Origin of the sequence: Streptomyces sp. NPDC015345 (genome assembly GCF_043078805.1) — a bacterium.
In the GTDB taxonomy this organism is placed as follows: Bacteria; Actinomycetota; Actinomycetes; order Streptomycetales; family Streptomycetaceae; genus Streptomyces.
Window position 1 is genome coordinate 410852 of the sequence record NZ_JBIBTX010000002.1, and the last position, 17221, is coordinate 428072.

The window sequence follows — 17221 nt, forward strand, 5'->3', positions numbered from 1 at the left end:
TTGCATCCCCTCCATGCGAAGACTGATTCCCACGGGGGAAGCGACGCGCCCGGTCGCCCTGACCGAGGCCCACCAGCCCGTACCGGCGCCCGGTGAGGCACTGATCAAGGTCGAGGCGTTCGCGCCGAACCGGGGCGAGACCTTCCTTCTCGAACACCCGGAACCGGGGCTGCTGCCCGGCAAGGACATCGCGGGGCTCGTCGTGCAGGAGGCGGCCGACGGCTCGGGCCCCGGCATCGGCACCGCGTGGTCGGACATCCGGCGCGCGGATCTCTCGGCTCTGGTGCGGCTGGTCGAACAGGGCCGGCTGCACCCGGAGATCGGCCGCACCGCCGACTGGACGGAGGCCGCCGCCACCCTGGTCGACCTGCGCGAGCGCCGGATACGCGGCAAGGCCGTCCTGCTGACCGGGGGAGCGCGATGAGCGCCACCGACTTCGCCGCCGCCCAGTGGACCCGCGCCACCGGCGCGGGCGTGGACCCCCGCGAGTACCGGCGCGTCACCGACGGCCTGACCTCCGTCGCTGACTGGGGTCCGTCCTTCGTCCGCACCGCACGCGGCCACCTCCGGCGCGCGCAGGAGGCGGGATCACCCCTGTCCGCGGGTGAGTTCCTGCTGACGGCCGCCCGCTGGTTCCACCTGGCCACCCTGGCGCCGTACGCGGAGGCGCACCACGCCGCCACCGAGGCCGACCATGCCCTGGGGAGGGCGCTCACGCTGCTGGAGCCCGGTGCGCGGCGCGTGAGCGGCGAGGGCTTCACCGGGTGGCTGCGCGGCCCCGCCGACGCGCCCGGGACCGTGGTGATCGTCCCCGGTCTGGACTCGGCCAAGGAGGAGTTCCTCGATCTGGCGTCCGCGCTGCTGGCCAGGGGCCTCGCGGTGTTCGCCATGGACGGCCCGGGGCAAGGCGTCCTCGCGGCCACCACGGCCCTCGTGCCGGAGTACGAGCACGTCGTCGGACGGGTCGTCGACGCCCTCGGCGTCCCTCGCGTCGGGCTCGTCGGCCTGAGCCTGGGCGGCTACTTCGCGGCCCGGGCCGCATCGCTTGAGCCCCGCCTGGCGGCCGTCGCCACCGTCAGCGGCCCCTTCCGCCTCGACTGGGAGGAACTGCCCCCGCCCGTACGGGAGATCATGGCCCGCCGCACCGGAGGAACCGACGCCGCCCGCGCGTTCGCCCGCCAGGTGGACCTCACCGTCCGGGCACCCCGCATCACGGCGCCGCTGCTGGTCGTGGACGGCGGCCGGGACGTCATCCCCGGCGTCACGAACGGCGAGCCCCTGGCCCGCCTGGCGCCCCACGGCACCCACCTGTCCGTCCCCCACGGCGACCACCTCCTCGGCAACGCGCGCGCGGACTGGCTGCCCCGCCTGTGCGACCACATCGCACACACCCTGACGGGAGCATCGGAGTGAACCCTGACCTGTCCCCGCCCGACGGCGGCCCGCTCAGGAGAGGGCCGTCACCAGGGCCGGGGTGACCTGCTCGATCTGCCACCGACGCGCGCCATGCGCGGCCAGCGCCGACGCCACGGAGTCCACGTCCACCTGAGCCGGCGGCTCCCAGCAGACGCGCCGGACCGTGTCCGGCGTGATCAGGTTCTCCTGCGGCATGTTCAGCTGCTCGGCGAGCGCGGAGACCGCGGCCCGCGCGGCGGAGAGCCGCGCCGCGGCGGCCGGGTCCCGGTCCGCCCAGGAGCGCGGCGGCGGCGGCCCGCTCACCGTCTGCCCCGGCTGCGGCAGCTCCGCGTCGGGCAGCGCCTTGGCGCGGTCCACCGCGGCCTGCCACTGCTCCAGCTGACGGCGCCCCATGCGGTGCCCGAAGCCGGGCAGCCCGGCGAGCGCGTGGACGTTGGGCGGCAGGGCGAGCGCCGCCTCGACGATCGCGCCGTCGCTGAGCACCTTGCCCGGCGAGACGTCACGCCGCTGCGCGATGCGGTCCCGCGCGGTCCACAGCTCCCGTACGACCGCCATCTGCCGGCGCCTGCGCACCTTGTGCATGCCGGACGTCCGGCGCCAGGGGTCCTTGCGGGGCGGCGCGGGCGGCGCGGAGGCGATGGCGTCGAACTCCTCGCGGGCCCACTCCAGCTTGCCCTGCCGGTCCAGCTCCTTCTCCAGGGCGTCGCGCAGGTCGATGAGGAGTTCGACGTCGAGCGCGGCGTACCGCAGCCAGGGCTCGGGCAGCGGCCGGGTCGACCAGTCGACGGCGGAGTGCCCCTTCTCCAGTACGAAGCCGAGTACGCCCTCGACCATCGCGCCGAGCCCCACGCGCGGGAACCCGGCGAGCCGCCCCGCGAGCTCCGTGTCGAAGATCTGCGAGGGGACCATGCCTATCTCGCGCAGGCACGGCAGGTCCTGGGTGGCGGCGTGCAGGACCCACTCGGTGTCGGCGATGGCCTCGCCGAGACCCGAGAGGTCGGGACAGGCGACGGGGTCGATGAGCGCGGAGCCCGCGCCCTCGCGGCGGAGCTGCACGAGGTAGGCGCGCTGGCCGTACCTGTAGCCCGACGCGCGTTCGGCGTCCACGGCCACCGGGCCGGTGCCGCGGGCGTACTCGGCGATCATCGCGGCGAGGGATTCCTCGTCGGCGATCACCGGCGGGATGCCGTCACGGGGTTCGAGCAAGGGGGTCGGCAGCCCTTCACAAGCGAGGCCGTCGTCCGGAGGGGCGCCTCCGGTGGTTCGCAGTGAGCTGTCTGCTGCGGTCTCTTGGGCGTCGGTCACCTGTCAAGGGTATCTGTGTATGCACGGCGCCCGTCGACGGAACGTTCCGTCGACGGGCGCGGGAGGGTTGTAAATCAGTCAGTGAATGATTCCGGTACGCAGCGCGACCGCCACCATCCCGGCCCGGTCACCCGTGCCGAGCTTGCGCGCGATCCGGGCGAGGTGACTCTTCACGGTCAGGGCGGACAGGCCCATGGAGACGCCGATGGCCTTGTTGGACTGGCCCTCGGCGACGAGCCTGAGCACCTCGACCTCACGGCCGGACAGCTCGCGGTAACCGCCGGGGTGGCTCGGGGCGCCCGGCGGGCGGCGGTGCATTCGGGCGGCGGCCGAACCGATGGGAGCGGCGCCGGGGCGGGTGGGGAGTCCGACGTTCGTACGCGTGCCGGTGACGACGTAGCCCTTGACGCCGCCCGCGAGGGCGTTGCGCACGGCACCGATGTCGTCGGCGGCGGAGAGGGCGAGGCCGTTGGGCCAGCCCGCGGCACGGGTCTCGGAGAGGAGCGTCAGGCCGGAGCCGTCGGGGAGATGGACGTCTGCGACGCAGATGTCCCGGGGGTTGCCGATGCGGGGACGAGCCTCAGCGATGGACGAGGCCTCGATGACGTCGCGTACACCGAGCGCCCACAGGTGGCGGGTGACGGTGGAACGGACGCGGGGGTCGGCCACGACGACCATGGCGGTCGGCTTGTTCGGGCGGTAGGCGACCAGGCTTGCGGGCTGCTCGAGGAGAACGGACACCAGGCCTCCTGGTGGGGGCGGGACGGGACCGGCTCGGGGATGAAGCCGGGACGAACCGTGCTTTCAAGGTCACAAACCTCTTCGGCAGCAAACCCGCCCGCCTTTAGGGAATGATCACGATTTGGTGAGAGCCAATCGGGGCAATTCGGACGCGCGCTCGACCTTCCGGAGAATGACCGAACAAGCCGCCGTCCGGGCGACCCACGCACAGCGGCCCCGCGGCGGTGAGCCGCGGGGCCGAGAAGACCGGTTGAGCCGTCAGGGAGCGAGTGGCCCCCGGCGTTGCGGAAGGGAGACGACGGAGCCGTCCCCCGACCCGTTCCCGGGGCCGGCCGGCGGCAGCCCGGCGATCTGGCAGAGCAACTCGCACCACGCGGCGAGATGCGCCCCGGTGTCCGGCACCCCGCCGCCGCCCTCCCGGGGGGTCCACGACGCCCGGATCTCGATCTGCGAGGCGGGCGGCCGCTCCGCGAGCCCCCCGAAGTAGTACGACCCCGCACGCGTCACCGTGCCGCTGGCCTCACCCACGGAGAGCCCCCGCGAGTGCAGCGCGCCGGTCAGCCACGACCAGCACACCTCCGGAAGCAGCGGGTCCGCCGCCATCTCCGGCTCCAGCTCCGCCCGCACCAGCGTGACGAGCCGGAAGGTGCCCTGCCAGGCGTCGTGCCCCGCCGGATCGTGCAGCAGCACGAGCCGCCCGTCCGCGAGGTCCTCCTCGCCGGCCACGACCGCCGCCTCCAGCGCGTACGCGTACGGCGCGAGCCGCTGCGGCGCCCGCGTCGCATCGATCTCGATCTCCGGCCGCAGCCGTGCCCCCCGCAGCGCCTCGACCGCCGCGCGGAAGGCCCGCGGAGCCGAATCCGCCACCTTCCCCTCCGAACCGTCCATCTCTCCAGCGCCGTCCGACCGTTGTCCCTGAGCCGCAGCCATGCGGGGAAGGTTAAGGGGAACGGCGCCTTCGCGCAGGGAGAGACACCCGTGAGGGGGTCCCCGGTCAACGTGCGAGACTTTCCGCGTGAGTGCCAACAACAGCCAGAGCCCCGCGGGCCGGCAGAACGCAGCGACGTACGACTCCGCCTTCATGAAGGCGTGCAGGCGCGAGGCCGTGCCGCACACGCCGGTCTGGTTCATGCGGCAGGCGGGGCGCTCACTGCCCGAGTACCGCAAGGTCCGCGAGGGCACCGCCATGCTGGAGTCCTGCATGCGGCCCGACCTGGTCACCGAGATCACGCTCCAGCCGGTGCGCCGCCACAACGTGGACGCCGCGATCTACTTCAGCGACATCGTCGTACCGCTGAAGGCGATCGGCATCGACCTCGACATCAAGCCCGGCATCGGTCCGGTCGTCGAGAACCCCATCCGCTCGCGCGCCGACCTCGCGCAGCTGCGGGACCTCACCCCGGAGGACGTGCACTACGTCACCGAGGCGATCGGGATGCTGACGGGCGAGCTCGGCGCCACCCCGCTCATCGGGTTCGCGGGCGCGCCTTTCACTCTCGCGAGTTACCTCGTGGAGGGCGGCCCGAGCCGCAACCACGAGCACACCAAGGCGCTCATGTACGGCGACCCGCAGCTCTGGGCGGACCTGCTCGACCGGCTCGCGGAGATCACCGCGGCCTTCCTGAAGGTGCAGATCGAGGCGGGCGCGAGCGCCGTGCAGCTCTTCGACTCGTGGGTGGGCGCGCTCTCGCCCGCCGACTACCGGCGCTCGGTGATGCCCGCGTCGGCGAAGGTCTTCGACGCCGTCGCCTCGTACGGCGTGCCCCGGATCCACTTCGGCGTCGGCACCGGCGAGCTGCTCGGGGCCATGGGCGAGGCGGGCGCGGATGTCGTCGGCGTCGACTGGCGCGTGCCGATGGACGAGGCGGCGCGCCGCGTCGGTCCCGGCAAGGCGCTCCAGGGCAACCTCGACCCCGCCGTCCTCTTCTCCACGCGCGAGGCCGTCGAGGCGAAGACGGACGAGGTGCTCGCCGCGGCGAGCGGCCTGGAGGGCCACATCTTCAACCTCGGCCACGGCGTCCTGCCGACCACGGACCCCGAGGCGCTGACCCGGCTCGTGGAGTACGTCCACACGCGTACCGCTGTCTGAAGAATGTCCTGAAAGGGTCCCTGTCCGGCCGGACAGGGACCCTTTGACGTGGCGGTACGTCACGGAACGCTCGTGCCGCGGCTCCCGGTGGCCGGCGCGAGGCGCGGGTCGCCGTCCGAGGCCCAGAGCGCGGCCAGCGACTCCCGCAGGGTGAACCGCGGGCGCCAGCCCAGCTCCCACTCCGCGGCGGTGACGTCCGAGCACTGCCAGGGTGCCGCCGTCGGCCGGCCCGCCGCGCCGAGCGTCTCCTCGACGTCACCGGTGAAGCCCGCCGCGTCCGCCAGCCCCCGCGCAAGGTCGCGTGCCGGGGCGGCCCGCCCGCTGCCGATGTTCAGCAGGCGCGGCAGCCGCCCCGGCAGGGCCAGCGCCAGCGTCACGGCCTGCGCGACATCGCGTACGTCGACGAAGTCCTGCCGCGCGGAGAGGTCGCCGACCCGCACCGTGCCGTGCGGGGTGCGCGCGACGGCCCGGCTCAGCTCGGCGGTGAGGCGGCCCGGCAGCCCGGCCGGGGGCGCGCCGGGGCCCACCGGGTCGGTGACCCGCAGCACCAGGGCGTCGATCCGGGCCTCCAGGACGGCGAGGGTGCCGGCCAGCTTGGTGGCGCCGTAGAGGGCGATCGGGCGGGTGGGTGCGTCCTCCGCGGTGCGCTCGCCGACGCCTCTCGGGCCGTACTCGGCCGCCGATCCGAGGTGCACCAGGCGCGCGCTCGGCGACGCGGCCCGCAGGGCCTGGCAGAGGACCGCGGGGCCACGGGAGTTGACCCCGGCGAGGTTCAGGGCGGTGCCGGTGACCGTGCCCGCGCAGTTGACCACGGCGTCCGGCGCCGCCCGGCCGAGCTGCTCGGCGAGCGCGTCGGCGGTGATGGTGGCGAGGTCGATCCGGTGGTCGTCGACGGGCGCGCGGCCCCCGCGCAGCAGCCGTACGCCCGGCAGGGCGCGCAGCCGCTCGGCGACGTGCCCGCCCAGGTATCCGGTGGAGCCCAGAAGGAGTATGCGCACGGCGTCCTCACGCTCCCTTGGGGAGCGAGGCGGGAGCGCCGGGCGGCGAGGGTACGGGAAGCGATGCGCCGGCGCCGGGAGCCGCCGCTCGCGCGGTGTGATTCATGCGGTGTGTGGTCCCCTCCACGGTCGGGCCGCGGGGGTGTCTCCACCCGCGGGCCGCCCCCCAAACGGCACGGTCACACGTCGCGGTGCGTGTCCGTGCCGCTCTGACGCGTCACATAGTGGGGCCCCTCTGTGGAGTCTGTGCCGATTCTGTGAAAGGTGGCGGAAAAGAGGTGGGACGTCCTCGGCGTTGCGCCATGAGGGACGCCGGAAGCGCGATGCGCCCCGCAAGCGCGGCTTCCAGGGCGCCGTGGCCGCTCAGAGGGGTCGCCCGTGCCCGCGCCACGTGTGGGTGCCGGATACACGCGCCCACCGTGGGCGGGCTCCCACGGAGCGGGAAAGGAGAGCGGCCCGAAGCGCATGGATTCAGCCAACCGGGCCCGCTCGCCGGACGGCCGCCATTCTCCCGGAAAGTCCGTACTGACCTGCGCGGCAAGCGCGTTCCACGCCGAGCGGCAGCGGTGGTCTCAGGCCGTGTCCGCCCGTACCGCCGCCACCGCCTTGCGCGCCGCCACCAGGATCGGATCCCACACCGGCGAGAACGGGGGCGCGTACCCGAGGTCGAGCGCCGTCATCTGCTCCACCGTCATCCCCGCCGTCAGCGCGACCGCCGCGACGTCGACCCGCTTGCCGGCGCCCTCGCGCCCCACGATCTGCACGCCGAGGAGCCGGCCCGTGCGCCGCTCGGCCAGCATCTTCACCGTCATCAGGGCCGCGCCCGGGTAGTAGCCGGCCCGGCTCGTCGACTCGATGGTCACCGCCACGAACCGCAGCCCGGCCGCCAGCGCGTCCTTCTCGCGCAGGCCCGTACGCGCGATCTCCAGGTCGCACACCTTGCTGACGGCCGTGCCGACGACGCCGGGGAAGGTCGCGTAGCCCCCGCCCACGTTCGAGCCGATGACCTGCCCGTGCTTGTTCGCGTGCGTGCCGAGGGCGATGTGCCGCTCCCGCCCCGACATCAGGTCGAGGACCTCCACGCAGTCCCCGCCCGCCCAGATGTCCTCGTGGCCGCGCACCCGCATCGCGAGGTCCGTCAGCAGGCCGCCGTGCTCGCCCAGCGGCAGCCCCGCCGCACGCGCCAGCTCGGTCTCGGGGCGCACGCCAACACCGAGGATCACCACGTCCGCCGGGTACTCGGCGTCCTCCGTGGCCACCGCGGCGACCCGGCCGTCCTCGCCCGTGAGGATCTTGGTGACCTCGGCGTCGTTCACCATCTCGATGCCCATGCCGGTCATCGCCTCGTGCACCAGGCGGCCCATGTCCGGGTCGAGCGTGGACATCGGCTCCTTGCCGCGGTTGACGACCGTGACGTCATAGCCGCGCTGGATCAGCGCCTCCGCCATCTCCACGCCGATGTAACCGGCCCCGACGACCACCGCCCGGCGGCCCTCGGTGCGGGTCAGGGTGTCGATCAGGGCCTGGCCGTCGCCGAGGGTCTGCACGCCGTGCACGCCCGGCGCGTCGACGCCGGGCAGCGGCGGACGCAGCGGCCGGGCGCCGGTGGCGACGACGAGCTTGTCGTACGCCGTCCAGTACTCCTCGCCCGACTCCAGGTCACGGGCGAGCACGCGCCGGCCCTCCACGTCGATCCGCCGCGCCTCGGTGCGCATCCGCAGGTCGATCGCGCGCTCCCGGTGCTCCTCGGGCGTACGCGCGACCAACTCGTCCCGGTCGCCGACGGAGCCGCCCACCCAGTACGGGATGCCGCAGGCGGAGTACGAGGTGAAGTCGCCGCGCTCGAACGCGACGATCTCCAGCTCGTTCGGGCCCTTGAGCCTGCGTGCCTGTGACGCGGCGGACATGCCGGTCGCGTCGCCTCCGATGACCACCAGTCGCTCTTGTGTGCTGCTCATGTGGACACGCTACGGGGGTGGCGGCGGGGCGGTGGTGGTGCGGTGATGTTGTCTGCCGGTCTGTGGTGGCTGGTCGCGCAGTTCCTCGCGCCCCTGAGCGCCGTGTTGGCCGGTGTGGTGATGTGTGTGCTGGTCTGTGGTGGCTGGTCGCGCAGTTCCCCGCGCCCCTTACGGGGCGCCAGTCCCCGCGCTCATCACGGGGCGCCAGTCCCCGCGCTCATCACGGGGCGCTGTCCGGGCCGGGGCGCGTTGTTCGGCGGCGCGTCACCCGTAGCCACAGCAGGAGCAGCAGCGCCGCGGTTGCCGCGAACGGGAGGACTGCGGCCAGGGCGATGCCGATCCAGCGCAGGCCCGTGACGAACGCGTCCCAGCCGCCCGCGAGCGCGTCACCGAACGTCGTGTCGTCGCCCCCGCCGTCGGTCTTCCCCGCGCTCTCCGTGAGGGACAGGGTGATCGTCGCCATGCTCGTGCGGTCCTTCAGCGCGGCCCGCTGCGCGAGCAGCGACTCCAGGTCGGCCTGACGGGTGCTCAACTCCCCTTCCAGGGTCACCACATCGCTCAGCTTCGTCGCCTTGTCCATCAGCTCCCGCACGCGCGCCACGCTCGCCCGCTGCGTCTTGACGCGGCTCTCGACGTCGACGACCTGGTCGGTGACGTCCTGTGCCTTGGCCTCGCGGTCGATCAACCTGCCTGTCCCTTCGAGGGACTTCAGGACGTCCTCGTACGTGGCCTGCGGCACCCGCAGCACGACACGGGACCGCTCGCGGCCCTCGTCGTCGCGCGAGGTGCTCTCGTTCCCCACCATGCCGCCCGCGTCCTCGGCCGCCGCCCGGGCCTCGGCCAGCGCCTTGGGGACGTCCTTGACGCGGACGGTGAGCGTCGCGGTGCGGATGACGTGCGTGCCGCTGAGCTCGGGGCGCTTCTGGCCGCCGGACTTGTCGCTCTGTCCGCCTGCGGCGCCCTTGGCGCCCTCCAGACCGGCGGCCCGGTCGCCCGCGCCCGCCGCCTTGTCGTGGTCTCCGCTGTCGCCGCCGCTCGCGGTGCACCCCGTGAGCGCGAGCGCGGCAGCCAGCAACACCCCGGAGAGGGCACGGACCGCGCGGTGCCTGGACGTGCGATGACGAGACGTGCCGGACGTGTGCATCGGCGTACCCCCGAGAGACGTGGCCAGTGATGCTCCTACGACGCCGGGGAGGCCGCGACGGTGGTTGCCGACCGGTCCCGATGCGGTCACGGTCGGGACTCGGCGATCCGAGAGAGTGCGGTCTGAGAGAGTGGGGACATGCGCGAAACGGACACATGTACGGGTGCGGGCACGGGCACCGGCCACGCCGTCGTCATCGGCGGCGGGATCGCCGGCCTCGCCGCCGCACACCGGCTCCTTGCCACCGTCCCGACGAGCCGTGTGACCGTCCTGGAGGCCTCCAGCCGGCTCGGCGGCAAGCTGCACGCCGGGGAGATCGCCGGCGTCGGCGTCGACCTCGGCGCCGAGTCGATGCTCGCCCGCCGCCCGGAGGCCGTCGCGCTCGCCCGCGAGGTCGGCCTCGACGGCCGACTCCAGCCGCCCGCCACCGCCACCGCCTCGATCTGGACCCGCGGCGCCCTGCGCCCCATGCCCAAGGGCCACGTCATGGGCGTGCCCGGCGACGCCTCCGCCCTCTGCGGGGTCCTCTCCGAAGAGGGCCTGCGCCGCATCGAGCGGGACCGCGAGCTGCCGCCCACCGAGGTCGGCGACGACGTCGCCGTCGGTGAGTACGTCGCCGCACGCCTCGGCCGCGAGGTCGTAGACCGCCTCGTGGAGCCCCTGCTCGGCGGGGTCTACGCGGGCGACGCGTACCGCATCTCGATGCGCTCGGCCGTCCCGCAGCTCTTCGAGGCCGCCCGCACGCACACCTCCCTCACGGAGGGCGTCCGCGACATCCAGGCGCGCGCCGCCCAAAACCAGCAGACCGGCCCCGTCTTCATGGGCATCGACGGCGGCATCGGACAGTTGCCGCTCGCCGTCGCCGATGCGGTACGCGCGCGTGGCGCACGCATCCTGACCGGCACACCGGTCACCGGGCTGCACCGCACGGGGGAGCGCTGGCGCGTGGTCACCGACAGCGGCGTCCACGAGGCCGACGCCGTCGTCCTCGCCCTGCCCGCGCCCGCCGCCGCGCGGCTCCTGGCCGCCGAGTCGCCCGCCGCGGCCGCCGAGCTGCGCACCGTCGAGTACGCCTCCATGGCGCTGATCACGCTCGCCTACCGGCGCGCCGGGACCGACCTCCCCGAAGGCAGCGGCTTCCTCGTGCCGCCCGTCGACGGGCACACCATCAAGGCGTCCACCTTCGCGAGCCGCAAGTGGGGATGGATCGACCGGCAGGACCCCGGCCTGCTGGTCCTGCGCACCTCCGTCGGGCGGTACGGCGACACGGCGGTCCTGGAGAAGGACGACGCCGACCTCGTCGACATCTCCCGCCACGACCTGCGCGAGGCCACCGGGCTGAGCGCCACGCCCGTCGCCTCCCGCGTCACCCGCTGGGACGACGGCCTCCCGCAGTACCCCGTCGGCCACCACGCGCGCGTGGCCCGCGTCCGCGCCCACGTGGCCGCGCTGCCCGGCCTCGCGGTCTGCGGAGCGGCGTACGACGGCGTCGGCATCCCCGCGTGCGTCGCGAGCGCCAACGCGGCCGTCGACCAGCTGGCGGGGGATCTCACGGGTGTGGAGGAGCTCACCCGCAACCCGGTGCAGAGCCTGCACGGCGGCGGAGGAGAATAGCCCCATGAGTGACGACGCCCCCGCCAAGACCCCCAACGCAGGCAAGAAGGCCAAGGACCTCAACGAGGTCATCCGCTACACCCTGTGGTCGGTCTTCAAGCTGCGTGACGTGCTTCCGGAGAACCGCGACGGCTACGCCGACGAGGTCCAGGAGCTGTTCGACCAGCTCGCCGCCAAGGACGTCACCGTCCGCGGCACCTACGACGTCTCCGGCCTGCGCGCCGACGCCGACGTCATGATCTGGTGGCACGCCGAGACCGCCGACGAGCTCCAGGAGGCCTACAACCTCTTCCGCCGCACCAGGCTCGGCCGCGCCCTGGAGCCGGTCTGGTCGAACATGGCGCTGCACCGCCCCGCCGAGTTCAACAAGTCGCACATCCCGGCCTTCCTGGCCGACGAGACGCCGCGCAACTACGTCAGCGTCTACCCCTTCGTGCGCTCCTACGACTGGTACCTGCTGCCCGACGAGGACCGCCGCCGCATGCTCGCCGACCACGGCAAGATGGCCCGCGGCTACCCCGACGTGCGCGCCAACACCGTCGCCTCGTTCTCCCTCGGCGACTACGAATGGCTGCTGGCCTTCGAGGCCGACGAGCTGTACCGCATCGTCGACCTGATGCGTCACCTGCGCGCCTCCGAGGCCCGCATGCACGTACGCGAAGAGGTGCCGTTCTACACCGGCCGCCGCAAGTCCGTCGCGGAGCTGGTGGCGGGTCTCGCCTAGCCGTAACCGGTAATTCGCTTGCCGCGTCCCGCCCCGCGCGGGTTTCATCGAGAGGTCGGGCCCACCGGGGTCCGGCCTCTCGTGCGTCGATCGCATGCTCATGCGTGTCCATACGCGGACAGAAAGCCGGTGAGTGTATGCCCAGGGCCCTGCGGAACAGCTCGAAGTCAGCCCCTTCCGCATCGCTCAGGAGTCACTCCAGCCATGTCCCGCGACACATCTCGCAACAGATCCCGGCGGGCCCGCACTGAGGCGCGCGCCGAGTCCTTCCGCTGCCTGCACTGCGGCCTCGACGTACCGATGGCCGCACCCGGCACCGACCACCGCAACCACTGCCCGACCTGCCTGTGGAGCCGTCACCTCGACGACACGCCGGGCGACCGGGCCGCTGACTGCGGTGCCCGGATGGAACCCCTCGCCATCTCCGTACGGGGAGACGGCGAATGGGTTCTCGTCCACCGCTGCACCCACTGCGGCGTCCTGCACGCCAACCGCACCGCGGGCGACGACAACGCCCTGCCGCTGACGCGGCTCGCGGTGCGCCCGCTCGCCCGGCCGCCGTTCCCGCTGGAGCGGCTCGGGGCGCTGTGACCGGCCGGCGGCCGTCCTAGCGCTTCCTGGGCAGGACCCTCGCCCGGACACCGGACGTCGGTTCCGGCTCCTTGTGCGGCGCGCACGCGGCGTGCCGCACCGGGAGGCGGCCCTCCAGGAGGTACGCCTCCAGGTACCCGTTGACGCAGCGGTTGGGGCCGCCGCCGATGCCGTGCGTGCCCGCGTCCCGCTCGGTGACAAGGACCGAACCGGACAGCCTGCGGTGCAGCTCCAGCGCGCCGCCGTACGGGGTCGCCGCGTCGCGCTCGGCGGCCAGGATCAGCGTCGGGGCCAGCGTGCCCTTCGCCGCTCCCACGTCGACCGGCCGCTGCCGGGGCGCGGACCAGTAGGCGCACGGCAGGTTCATCCAGGCGTTGTCCCACGTCTCGAAGGGCGCGACACGGGCCAGGGCGGTGTTGTCGCGGTCCCAGGTGGCGAAGTCCGTCGGCCACGGCGCGTCGTTGCACTCGACGGCCGTGTAGACGGCGTTGCCGTTCTCCTCCTCGACCGCCGCCCGCGGCTCGGGCGCGGCCTGCTGGATCAGCGGCCTCGCGTCGCCCTTCAGATACGCGGAGAGCGCCTTGGCGCGGGCGGGCCAGTAGTCGTCGTAGTACCCGGCCATGAGGTAGGCGGCCTGGAGCTGGCCGGGGCCGACCTTGCCGCCGGCGGGCTTGTGGGCCAGCTCGGCGCGCACCTTCTCGTAGTTGCGGAGCACCTCATCGGGCGTCTTGCCCAGGTGGTACGTCCTGTCGTGCTTGGCGACCCAGGCGCGGAAGTCCGCCCAGCGCCGTTCGAAGGCCGCCGACTGGTCGAGGTTGTTGCGGTACCAGATCTGGGAAGGGGCGGGGTTGACCGCCGAGTCGAAGACCATGCGGCGCACGTGCGCCGGGAAGAGCGTCGCGTACACCGCCCCGAAGTAGGTGCCGTACGACGCCCCCATGAACGTCAGCTTCCGCTGGCCGAGCGCGGCCCGCAGCACATCGAGGTCGCGCGCGTTGTTCAGCGTCGTGTAGTGCCGCAGCCCCGGATTGCGGGCGGCGCACCCGCGCGCGTACACCTTCGCCTGGGCGATGCGCTCACGCTTGTACGACGGGTCGGGGTAGCTCTGGGACTGCGTGGGCGCCTTGGTGAACTCCTTCGGGTCCTGGCAGGACAGCGGCGCCGAGCGGCCGACACCGCGCGGCGCGTACCCGACGAAGTCGTACGCCGCCGCGAGCCGCTTCCACTCGGGCATGAGGCCCATCAGCGGGAAGTACATGCCGGAGGCGCCGGGGCCGCCCGGGTTGAAGACGAGGGCGCCCTGCCGCGCGAGGGGCCGCTTCGCCGACGTGCCCGTCGCCTTGGCGCGGCTGACGGTCAGTCTGATCTGCGGGCCGTACGGGCGGGCGTAGTCCAGCGGTACGGAGACCGTGCCGCACCGGAGGAACGAGGGCAGATCCTCGGCCTTGGCGCAGGCACCCCAGCGGATACCGGCGGCCTCGGCGCGCTGCGCGGCGACGGTGGTGCCACGGGTCTCGGGGGAGGGCGGGGCGGCGCCCGCGCTCCCCGCGGGAGCGGCGACGAGGGCCGTCAGGACCAGGGATCCGGCGGTTCCATAGCGGGCGGCTGCTGCTCTCATCGCGCTTCTCCACCTCTTCTGTCCGGCCGGGCGCTCCAGTTGGCGCGCTCCGGATGACGTCCGAACCTCAGGACGTTCGAACAAAAGGGATGATTCGTGTGATTATCGACGAAGTAAAGCACCGACCGCCGGTGTCGGACCCGGTGTCGGATCCGGCGTCGGATCAATGCCCCCCGTGCGCGGCTCCCGGGCCGCGACGGGTGGAGAGGGCCGCCCGCAGGCCAGGATCGGCGACGGCGCCGACCCCGCGCACGGCCACCGCGGTGAGGTGGTCGTCGCGGGTGGACAGCGCGCCCAGCAGCCGCCGGCCCGCGGGGGACGCCCAGCGCGGGTACGGATGGACCTCCACGCGCGCGATCACCAGGCAGCCCACGCACAGCAGCAGCGGAAGACCGAACCAGACGGCCACCGGCACCTGCCCCGCGCCCCCGCGCGTCTGACCCGGCATCAGTACCGCCGCGGCGCCGAGCGCGAGCACCACCGCCGTCGCGGCCCGCACTTGGCGCACGGCGGCCGCGACACCCGAGGCGACGCCGTCCGGCACGGCGAGACCCGCGCCGACCAGCCGGTCCGCGAGCGCCCGTACGGCATCGGCGGTGGCCGCGCCCCGGCGTATCGGGGCTATCCGGGCCTGGCCCGCCGGGCCGATCGCGCCGAGCACGGAACGCTCCATCGCGTCGCGGCCCACCGGATCGACCACGGTCGCCCAGCCGGTGTGCGCGATGAGCAGCCGCCGTGTCCGCGCCATCGCCACGAGCGTCACGTCGGCGACGCGGGCGGGGCCGCCGGCGAGGAACGCGGCCTCGTACAGGGTGAGTTCATGCCCACAAGGCGCGCACGCCTCCTGGTCGGCGGCGCGGCTCGCGGTCAGACAGAGCCGGCCGCAGGCGAGGCCGGTCACGGCCCAGGCGAGGAGAAGCAAGGGGACCCAGAACATGGCGGTTTTCTATGCGAAGGCGCCCCCGCGCGCCACGGCTTATTCACCATGCGGACGTGGGGTGACGGGTGGGTAACGTTCCGCTTGAGCCCTGGGGTCCGACGCGTCCGGCGCGTCCGGCGCGTCCGGGTTCGGGCGGGACGCGGCGGGCGGCAGCGGGAAGTCAGGGGACGGGGTGACCGGCGCCGCCGGGGCCGGTGACGCGGTCGGGCCGGGCGGCGCGGGGGAGCGGGTCAGGGGCGGCGGGCCCGTGGTCGCGGCGTCCCGCGCGAGGCCCTCGAAGTCGACGAGGCCGGTCTCCTCCAGGACCGTGATGTGATCGAGGACGGTGGTGTTCGCGTCGTCGGCCAGGGCGCGCACCAGCGAGTTGCGGGTGTTCGCCCGGACCTCCGCCACCACGGAGAAGACCTTGCCGTGCGCGCGGCGCAGGATGTTCGCGAACTTCTCGTCGTACGTCTCGCCGCGCGCACGGCTCAGCTCCGTGAGCCACCGGCGCTGCCGGGAGTCCGGCTGGCTCGGCAGTTCGAGGCCGAGCCGGGTCGCGACCTCACGTACGCGGGCGTCGAGGAAGGTGTGGCCCTCGACGAGGTGCCGGCCCGCGGTCCGCACCGCCTTGGTGGTGCCGCGCTCCTCGGCCTGCTGCCCGGCGGGCAGCTCCCACAGGCCCGCGAGGCGCACCTTCGCGATGAAGTCCCGGTCCAGGGCGGACAGCGGCCCGAAGTCGGTCGGCACCGTCTCGGCGTTCAGTCTGTCGAGGCCGGTTCCGGAGCGGTCCGCGTAGGACCAGAGGGGGAAGAGCAGCGCGGCCACGGTCGCGACGAGTCCCGCGACGATGAGGCCGGTTCCGTTGATGGCGGGGAAACGCATGGTGCCTCCAGGTGCGGCACCGCACGTTAGTGCGCCTCGGGCACGGGAGGATGCGTTATGGCGTGCGGTACGCCAACTGCCGTATTGGTGAGGCTGGTTGATCTCCGGGGTGTACGCCCGTCAGGAGGAGGAGGACGAGCTGCCGCAACTGGACCCGCCGCCGGAGCTGGAGGAGCCACCGGAACAGGAGGACCCGCCGGAAGAACCGCTGGAACAGGAGGAGCCGCTGGAGCAGGAGGAGCCGCCGGACGAGCCGCTGGAACAGGAGGAGCCGCCCCCGCCGCCCGAACACGCCGAGCCGCCGCCTCCACCGCCCCCGGAGCCCGAGCACGCGAAGCCGCCGCCCCCGCCGCCCGAGGAGCACCAGACCGCCGCTGCCGCACCCCACAGATGCGGGCCCGGGAGCAGGGCGGGTTGCGCGCCCGCGGCGGACCGCCCGCGACCGAGCCGCGCGGCGGCGACCAGCTGCGCCCGCAGGTCGGGGTGGGCGGCGGCCAGGCCCCGGGTCGCCACGAGGTGCGCCGCGCCCGTGAGATGGCCGGCCGAGGCGACGTACGCGGCGAGGGCACGGCGCCCGGCACCGGTGAGCTGCTTCTCGCATACCGCCGAGCAGATCAGCGTCACGGCGAAGTTGAGGACGAGCACGGGCACCAGGGCGAGGACGCCGTCCACCGTGCGGTCGGCGCCCCCGAACTCGACGGCCTCGCCCGCGTACTGCGCCACCGTCAGCATCGCCGCCACCAGGAACCCGAGGAGGCCCACGAAGAGCTGCGTCAGGGCCCAGCGCAGGCCGGTGCGGCGCGGTCCCGGCCGCATGACGAGGCCGCGCGCCGCGAGCGCGTCGCCCGTCTCCTGCACCGGACGGCTGCGCATCACGGCCGCCCGCAGCCAGTGCAGCGAGCCGTGCGGAGCCGCCGCATGGGCGTCGACGACCGCCTGCTCGACGGCGTTCCTGGCGGTGGGCCGCGGCATGCCGACGACACCGGGCCCGGCCACCACCAGGCGGCCGTCCTCGTGCAGACCCGCGATCACCGCGTCGGCGACCCGCGCGGGACCGCCCGAGAGGAACGCGGCCTCCGCCGTGCCGCGGACGAAGGCGACCTCGTCGTCATGGCCGCCGGCCGGGACCTGGGCGCTGCCGGCCGCCACGACGGCCCTAATCAGCGCGGCGCAGGAGAGCGCGACGGCGATCGTGTAGATGATGCCCGCGATGCTCATG

16 protein-coding genes are annotated in these 17221 nt (G+C 73.9%); 6 read left to right on the forward strand and 10 right to left on the reverse strand.

Going from position 1 to position 17221, the window contains the following annotated elements; genetic code table 11:
• Window positions 1-13 precede the first annotated feature (13 nt).
• Both ACF062_RS08150 and ACF062_RS08155 read left to right on the forward strand, forming a co-directional pair.
• Window positions 14-424 (forward strand): zinc-binding dehydrogenase, encoded by a 411-nt coding sequence (locus ACF062_RS08150; protein ID WP_392136951.1) that lies wholly within the window; start codon window positions 14-16, stop codon window positions 422-424.
• Entirely contained in the window at window positions 421-1413 is a 993-nt protein-coding gene (locus ACF062_RS08155; RefSeq protein WP_392136952.1) for an alpha/beta hydrolase family protein, read from the forward strand. The genes ACF062_RS08150 and ACF062_RS08155 overlap by 4 nt, the downstream gene beginning before the upstream one ends.
• Before the next feature lie 33 nt (window positions 1414-1446).
• On the opposite strand, the gene ACF062_RS08160 is transcribed toward ACF062_RS08155, so the two are convergent.
• From ACF062_RS08160 to ACF062_RS08170, 3 genes are all read right to left on the reverse strand, one after another.
• Complete coding sequence (locus ACF062_RS08160; RefSeq protein WP_392136953.1) at window positions 1447-2721, reverse strand: HRDC domain-containing protein; 1275 nt, start codon at window positions 2719-2721, stop codon at window positions 1447-1449.
• Between the two features lie 78 nt (window positions 2722-2799).
• Window positions 2800-3462 carry a response regulator transcription factor gene (locus tag ACF062_RS08165; RefSeq protein WP_030687574.1) on the reverse strand — a complete coding sequence of 221 codons (663 nt, stop codon included), beginning with the start codon at window positions 3460-3462 and terminating at the stop codon, window positions 2800-2802.
• 258 nt (window positions 3463-3720) lie between these two features.
• Entirely contained in the window at window positions 3721-4392 is a 672-nt protein-coding gene (locus tag ACF062_RS08170) for a DUF3000 domain-containing protein (RefSeq protein ID WP_223777444.1), read from the reverse strand.
• 85 nt (window positions 4393-4477) lie between these two features.
• Between ACF062_RS08170 and hemE the strand changes: the two genes are divergently transcribed.
• Entirely contained in the window at window positions 4478-5551 is a 1074-nt protein-coding gene (hemE, locus tag ACF062_RS08175) for a uroporphyrinogen decarboxylase (protein ID WP_392136954.1), read from the forward strand.
• A 59-nt stretch (window positions 5552-5610) separates the two neighbouring features.
• Here hemE and ACF062_RS08180 read toward each other — a convergent pair whose 3' ends face one another.
• The 3 genes from ACF062_RS08180 to ACF062_RS08190 all read right to left on the reverse strand — a co-directional run bounded on the left by ACF062_RS08180 (window position 5611) and on the right by ACF062_RS08190 (window position 9651).
• Complete coding sequence (locus ACF062_RS08180; RefSeq protein ID WP_392136955.1) at window positions 5611-6549, reverse strand: NAD-dependent epimerase/dehydratase family protein; 939 nt, start codon at window positions 6547-6549, stop codon at window positions 5611-5613.
• Window positions 6550-7121: 572 nt separating this feature from the next.
• Complete coding sequence (locus tag ACF062_RS08185; RefSeq protein ID WP_392136956.1) at window positions 7122-8507, reverse strand: FAD-dependent oxidoreductase; 1386 nt, start codon at window positions 8505-8507, stop codon at window positions 7122-7124.
• A 220-nt stretch (window positions 8508-8727) separates the two neighbouring features.
• On the reverse strand, window positions 8728-9651 hold the full coding sequence (locus ACF062_RS08190) for a DUF4349 domain-containing protein (RefSeq protein ID WP_392136957.1): 924 nt from the start codon (window positions 9649-9651) through the stop codon (window positions 8728-8730).
• Between the two features lie 138 nt (window positions 9652-9789).
• Here ACF062_RS08190 and hemG point away from each other — a divergent pair, with 138 nt between their 5' ends.
• From hemG to ACF062_RS08205, 3 genes are all read left to right on the forward strand, one after another.
• Window positions 9790-11265 (forward strand): protoporphyrinogen oxidase, encoded by a 1476-nt coding sequence (gene hemG / locus ACF062_RS08195; protein ID WP_392136958.1) that lies wholly within the window; start codon window positions 9790-9792, stop codon window positions 11263-11265.
• A 4-nt stretch (window positions 11266-11269) separates the two neighbouring features.
• Window positions 11270-11989, forward strand: a complete 720-nt coding sequence (hemQ, locus tag ACF062_RS08200; protein ID WP_392136959.1) for a hydrogen peroxide-dependent heme synthase — start codon at window positions 11270-11272, stop codon at window positions 11987-11989.
• A 204-nt stretch (window positions 11990-12193) separates the two neighbouring features.
• On the forward strand, window positions 12194-12580 hold the full coding sequence (locus ACF062_RS08205) for an RNHCP domain-containing protein (RefSeq protein ID WP_223777450.1): 387 nt from the start codon (window positions 12194-12196) through the stop codon (window positions 12578-12580).
• Window positions 12581-12596: 16 nt separating this feature from the next.
• Here the strand turns inward: ACF062_RS08205 and ACF062_RS08210 are convergent, their stop codons facing one another.
• The 4 genes from ACF062_RS08210 to ACF062_RS08225 all read right to left on the reverse strand — a co-directional run bounded on the left by ACF062_RS08210 (window position 12597) and on the right by ACF062_RS08225 (window position 17220).
• Window positions 12597-14198, reverse strand: coding sequence for an alpha/beta hydrolase (locus ACF062_RS08210; RefSeq protein ID WP_392136960.1), 1602 nt, complete (start codon window positions 14196-14198; stop codon window positions 12597-12599).
• A gap of 163 nt (window positions 14199-14361) precedes the next feature.
• Window positions 14362-15135, reverse strand: a complete 774-nt coding sequence (locus tag ACF062_RS08215) for a TIGR04222 domain-containing membrane protein (protein ID WP_392136961.1) — start codon at window positions 15133-15135, stop codon at window positions 14362-14364.
• Between the two features lie 39 nt (window positions 15136-15174).
• The gene (locus ACF062_RS08220) at window positions 15175-16002 is read right to left on the reverse strand and encodes a DUF4142 domain-containing protein (RefSeq protein ID WP_392136962.1); all 828 of its coding nucleotides are present in this window, start codon (window positions 16000-16002) and stop codon (window positions 15175-15177) included.
• Window positions 16003-16122: 120 nt separating this feature from the next.
• Complete coding sequence (locus ACF062_RS08225; RefSeq protein ID WP_392136963.1) at window positions 16123-17220, reverse strand: TIGR04222 domain-containing membrane protein; 1098 nt, start codon at window positions 17218-17220, stop codon at window positions 16123-16125.
• Window position 17221 lies beyond the last annotated feature (1 nt).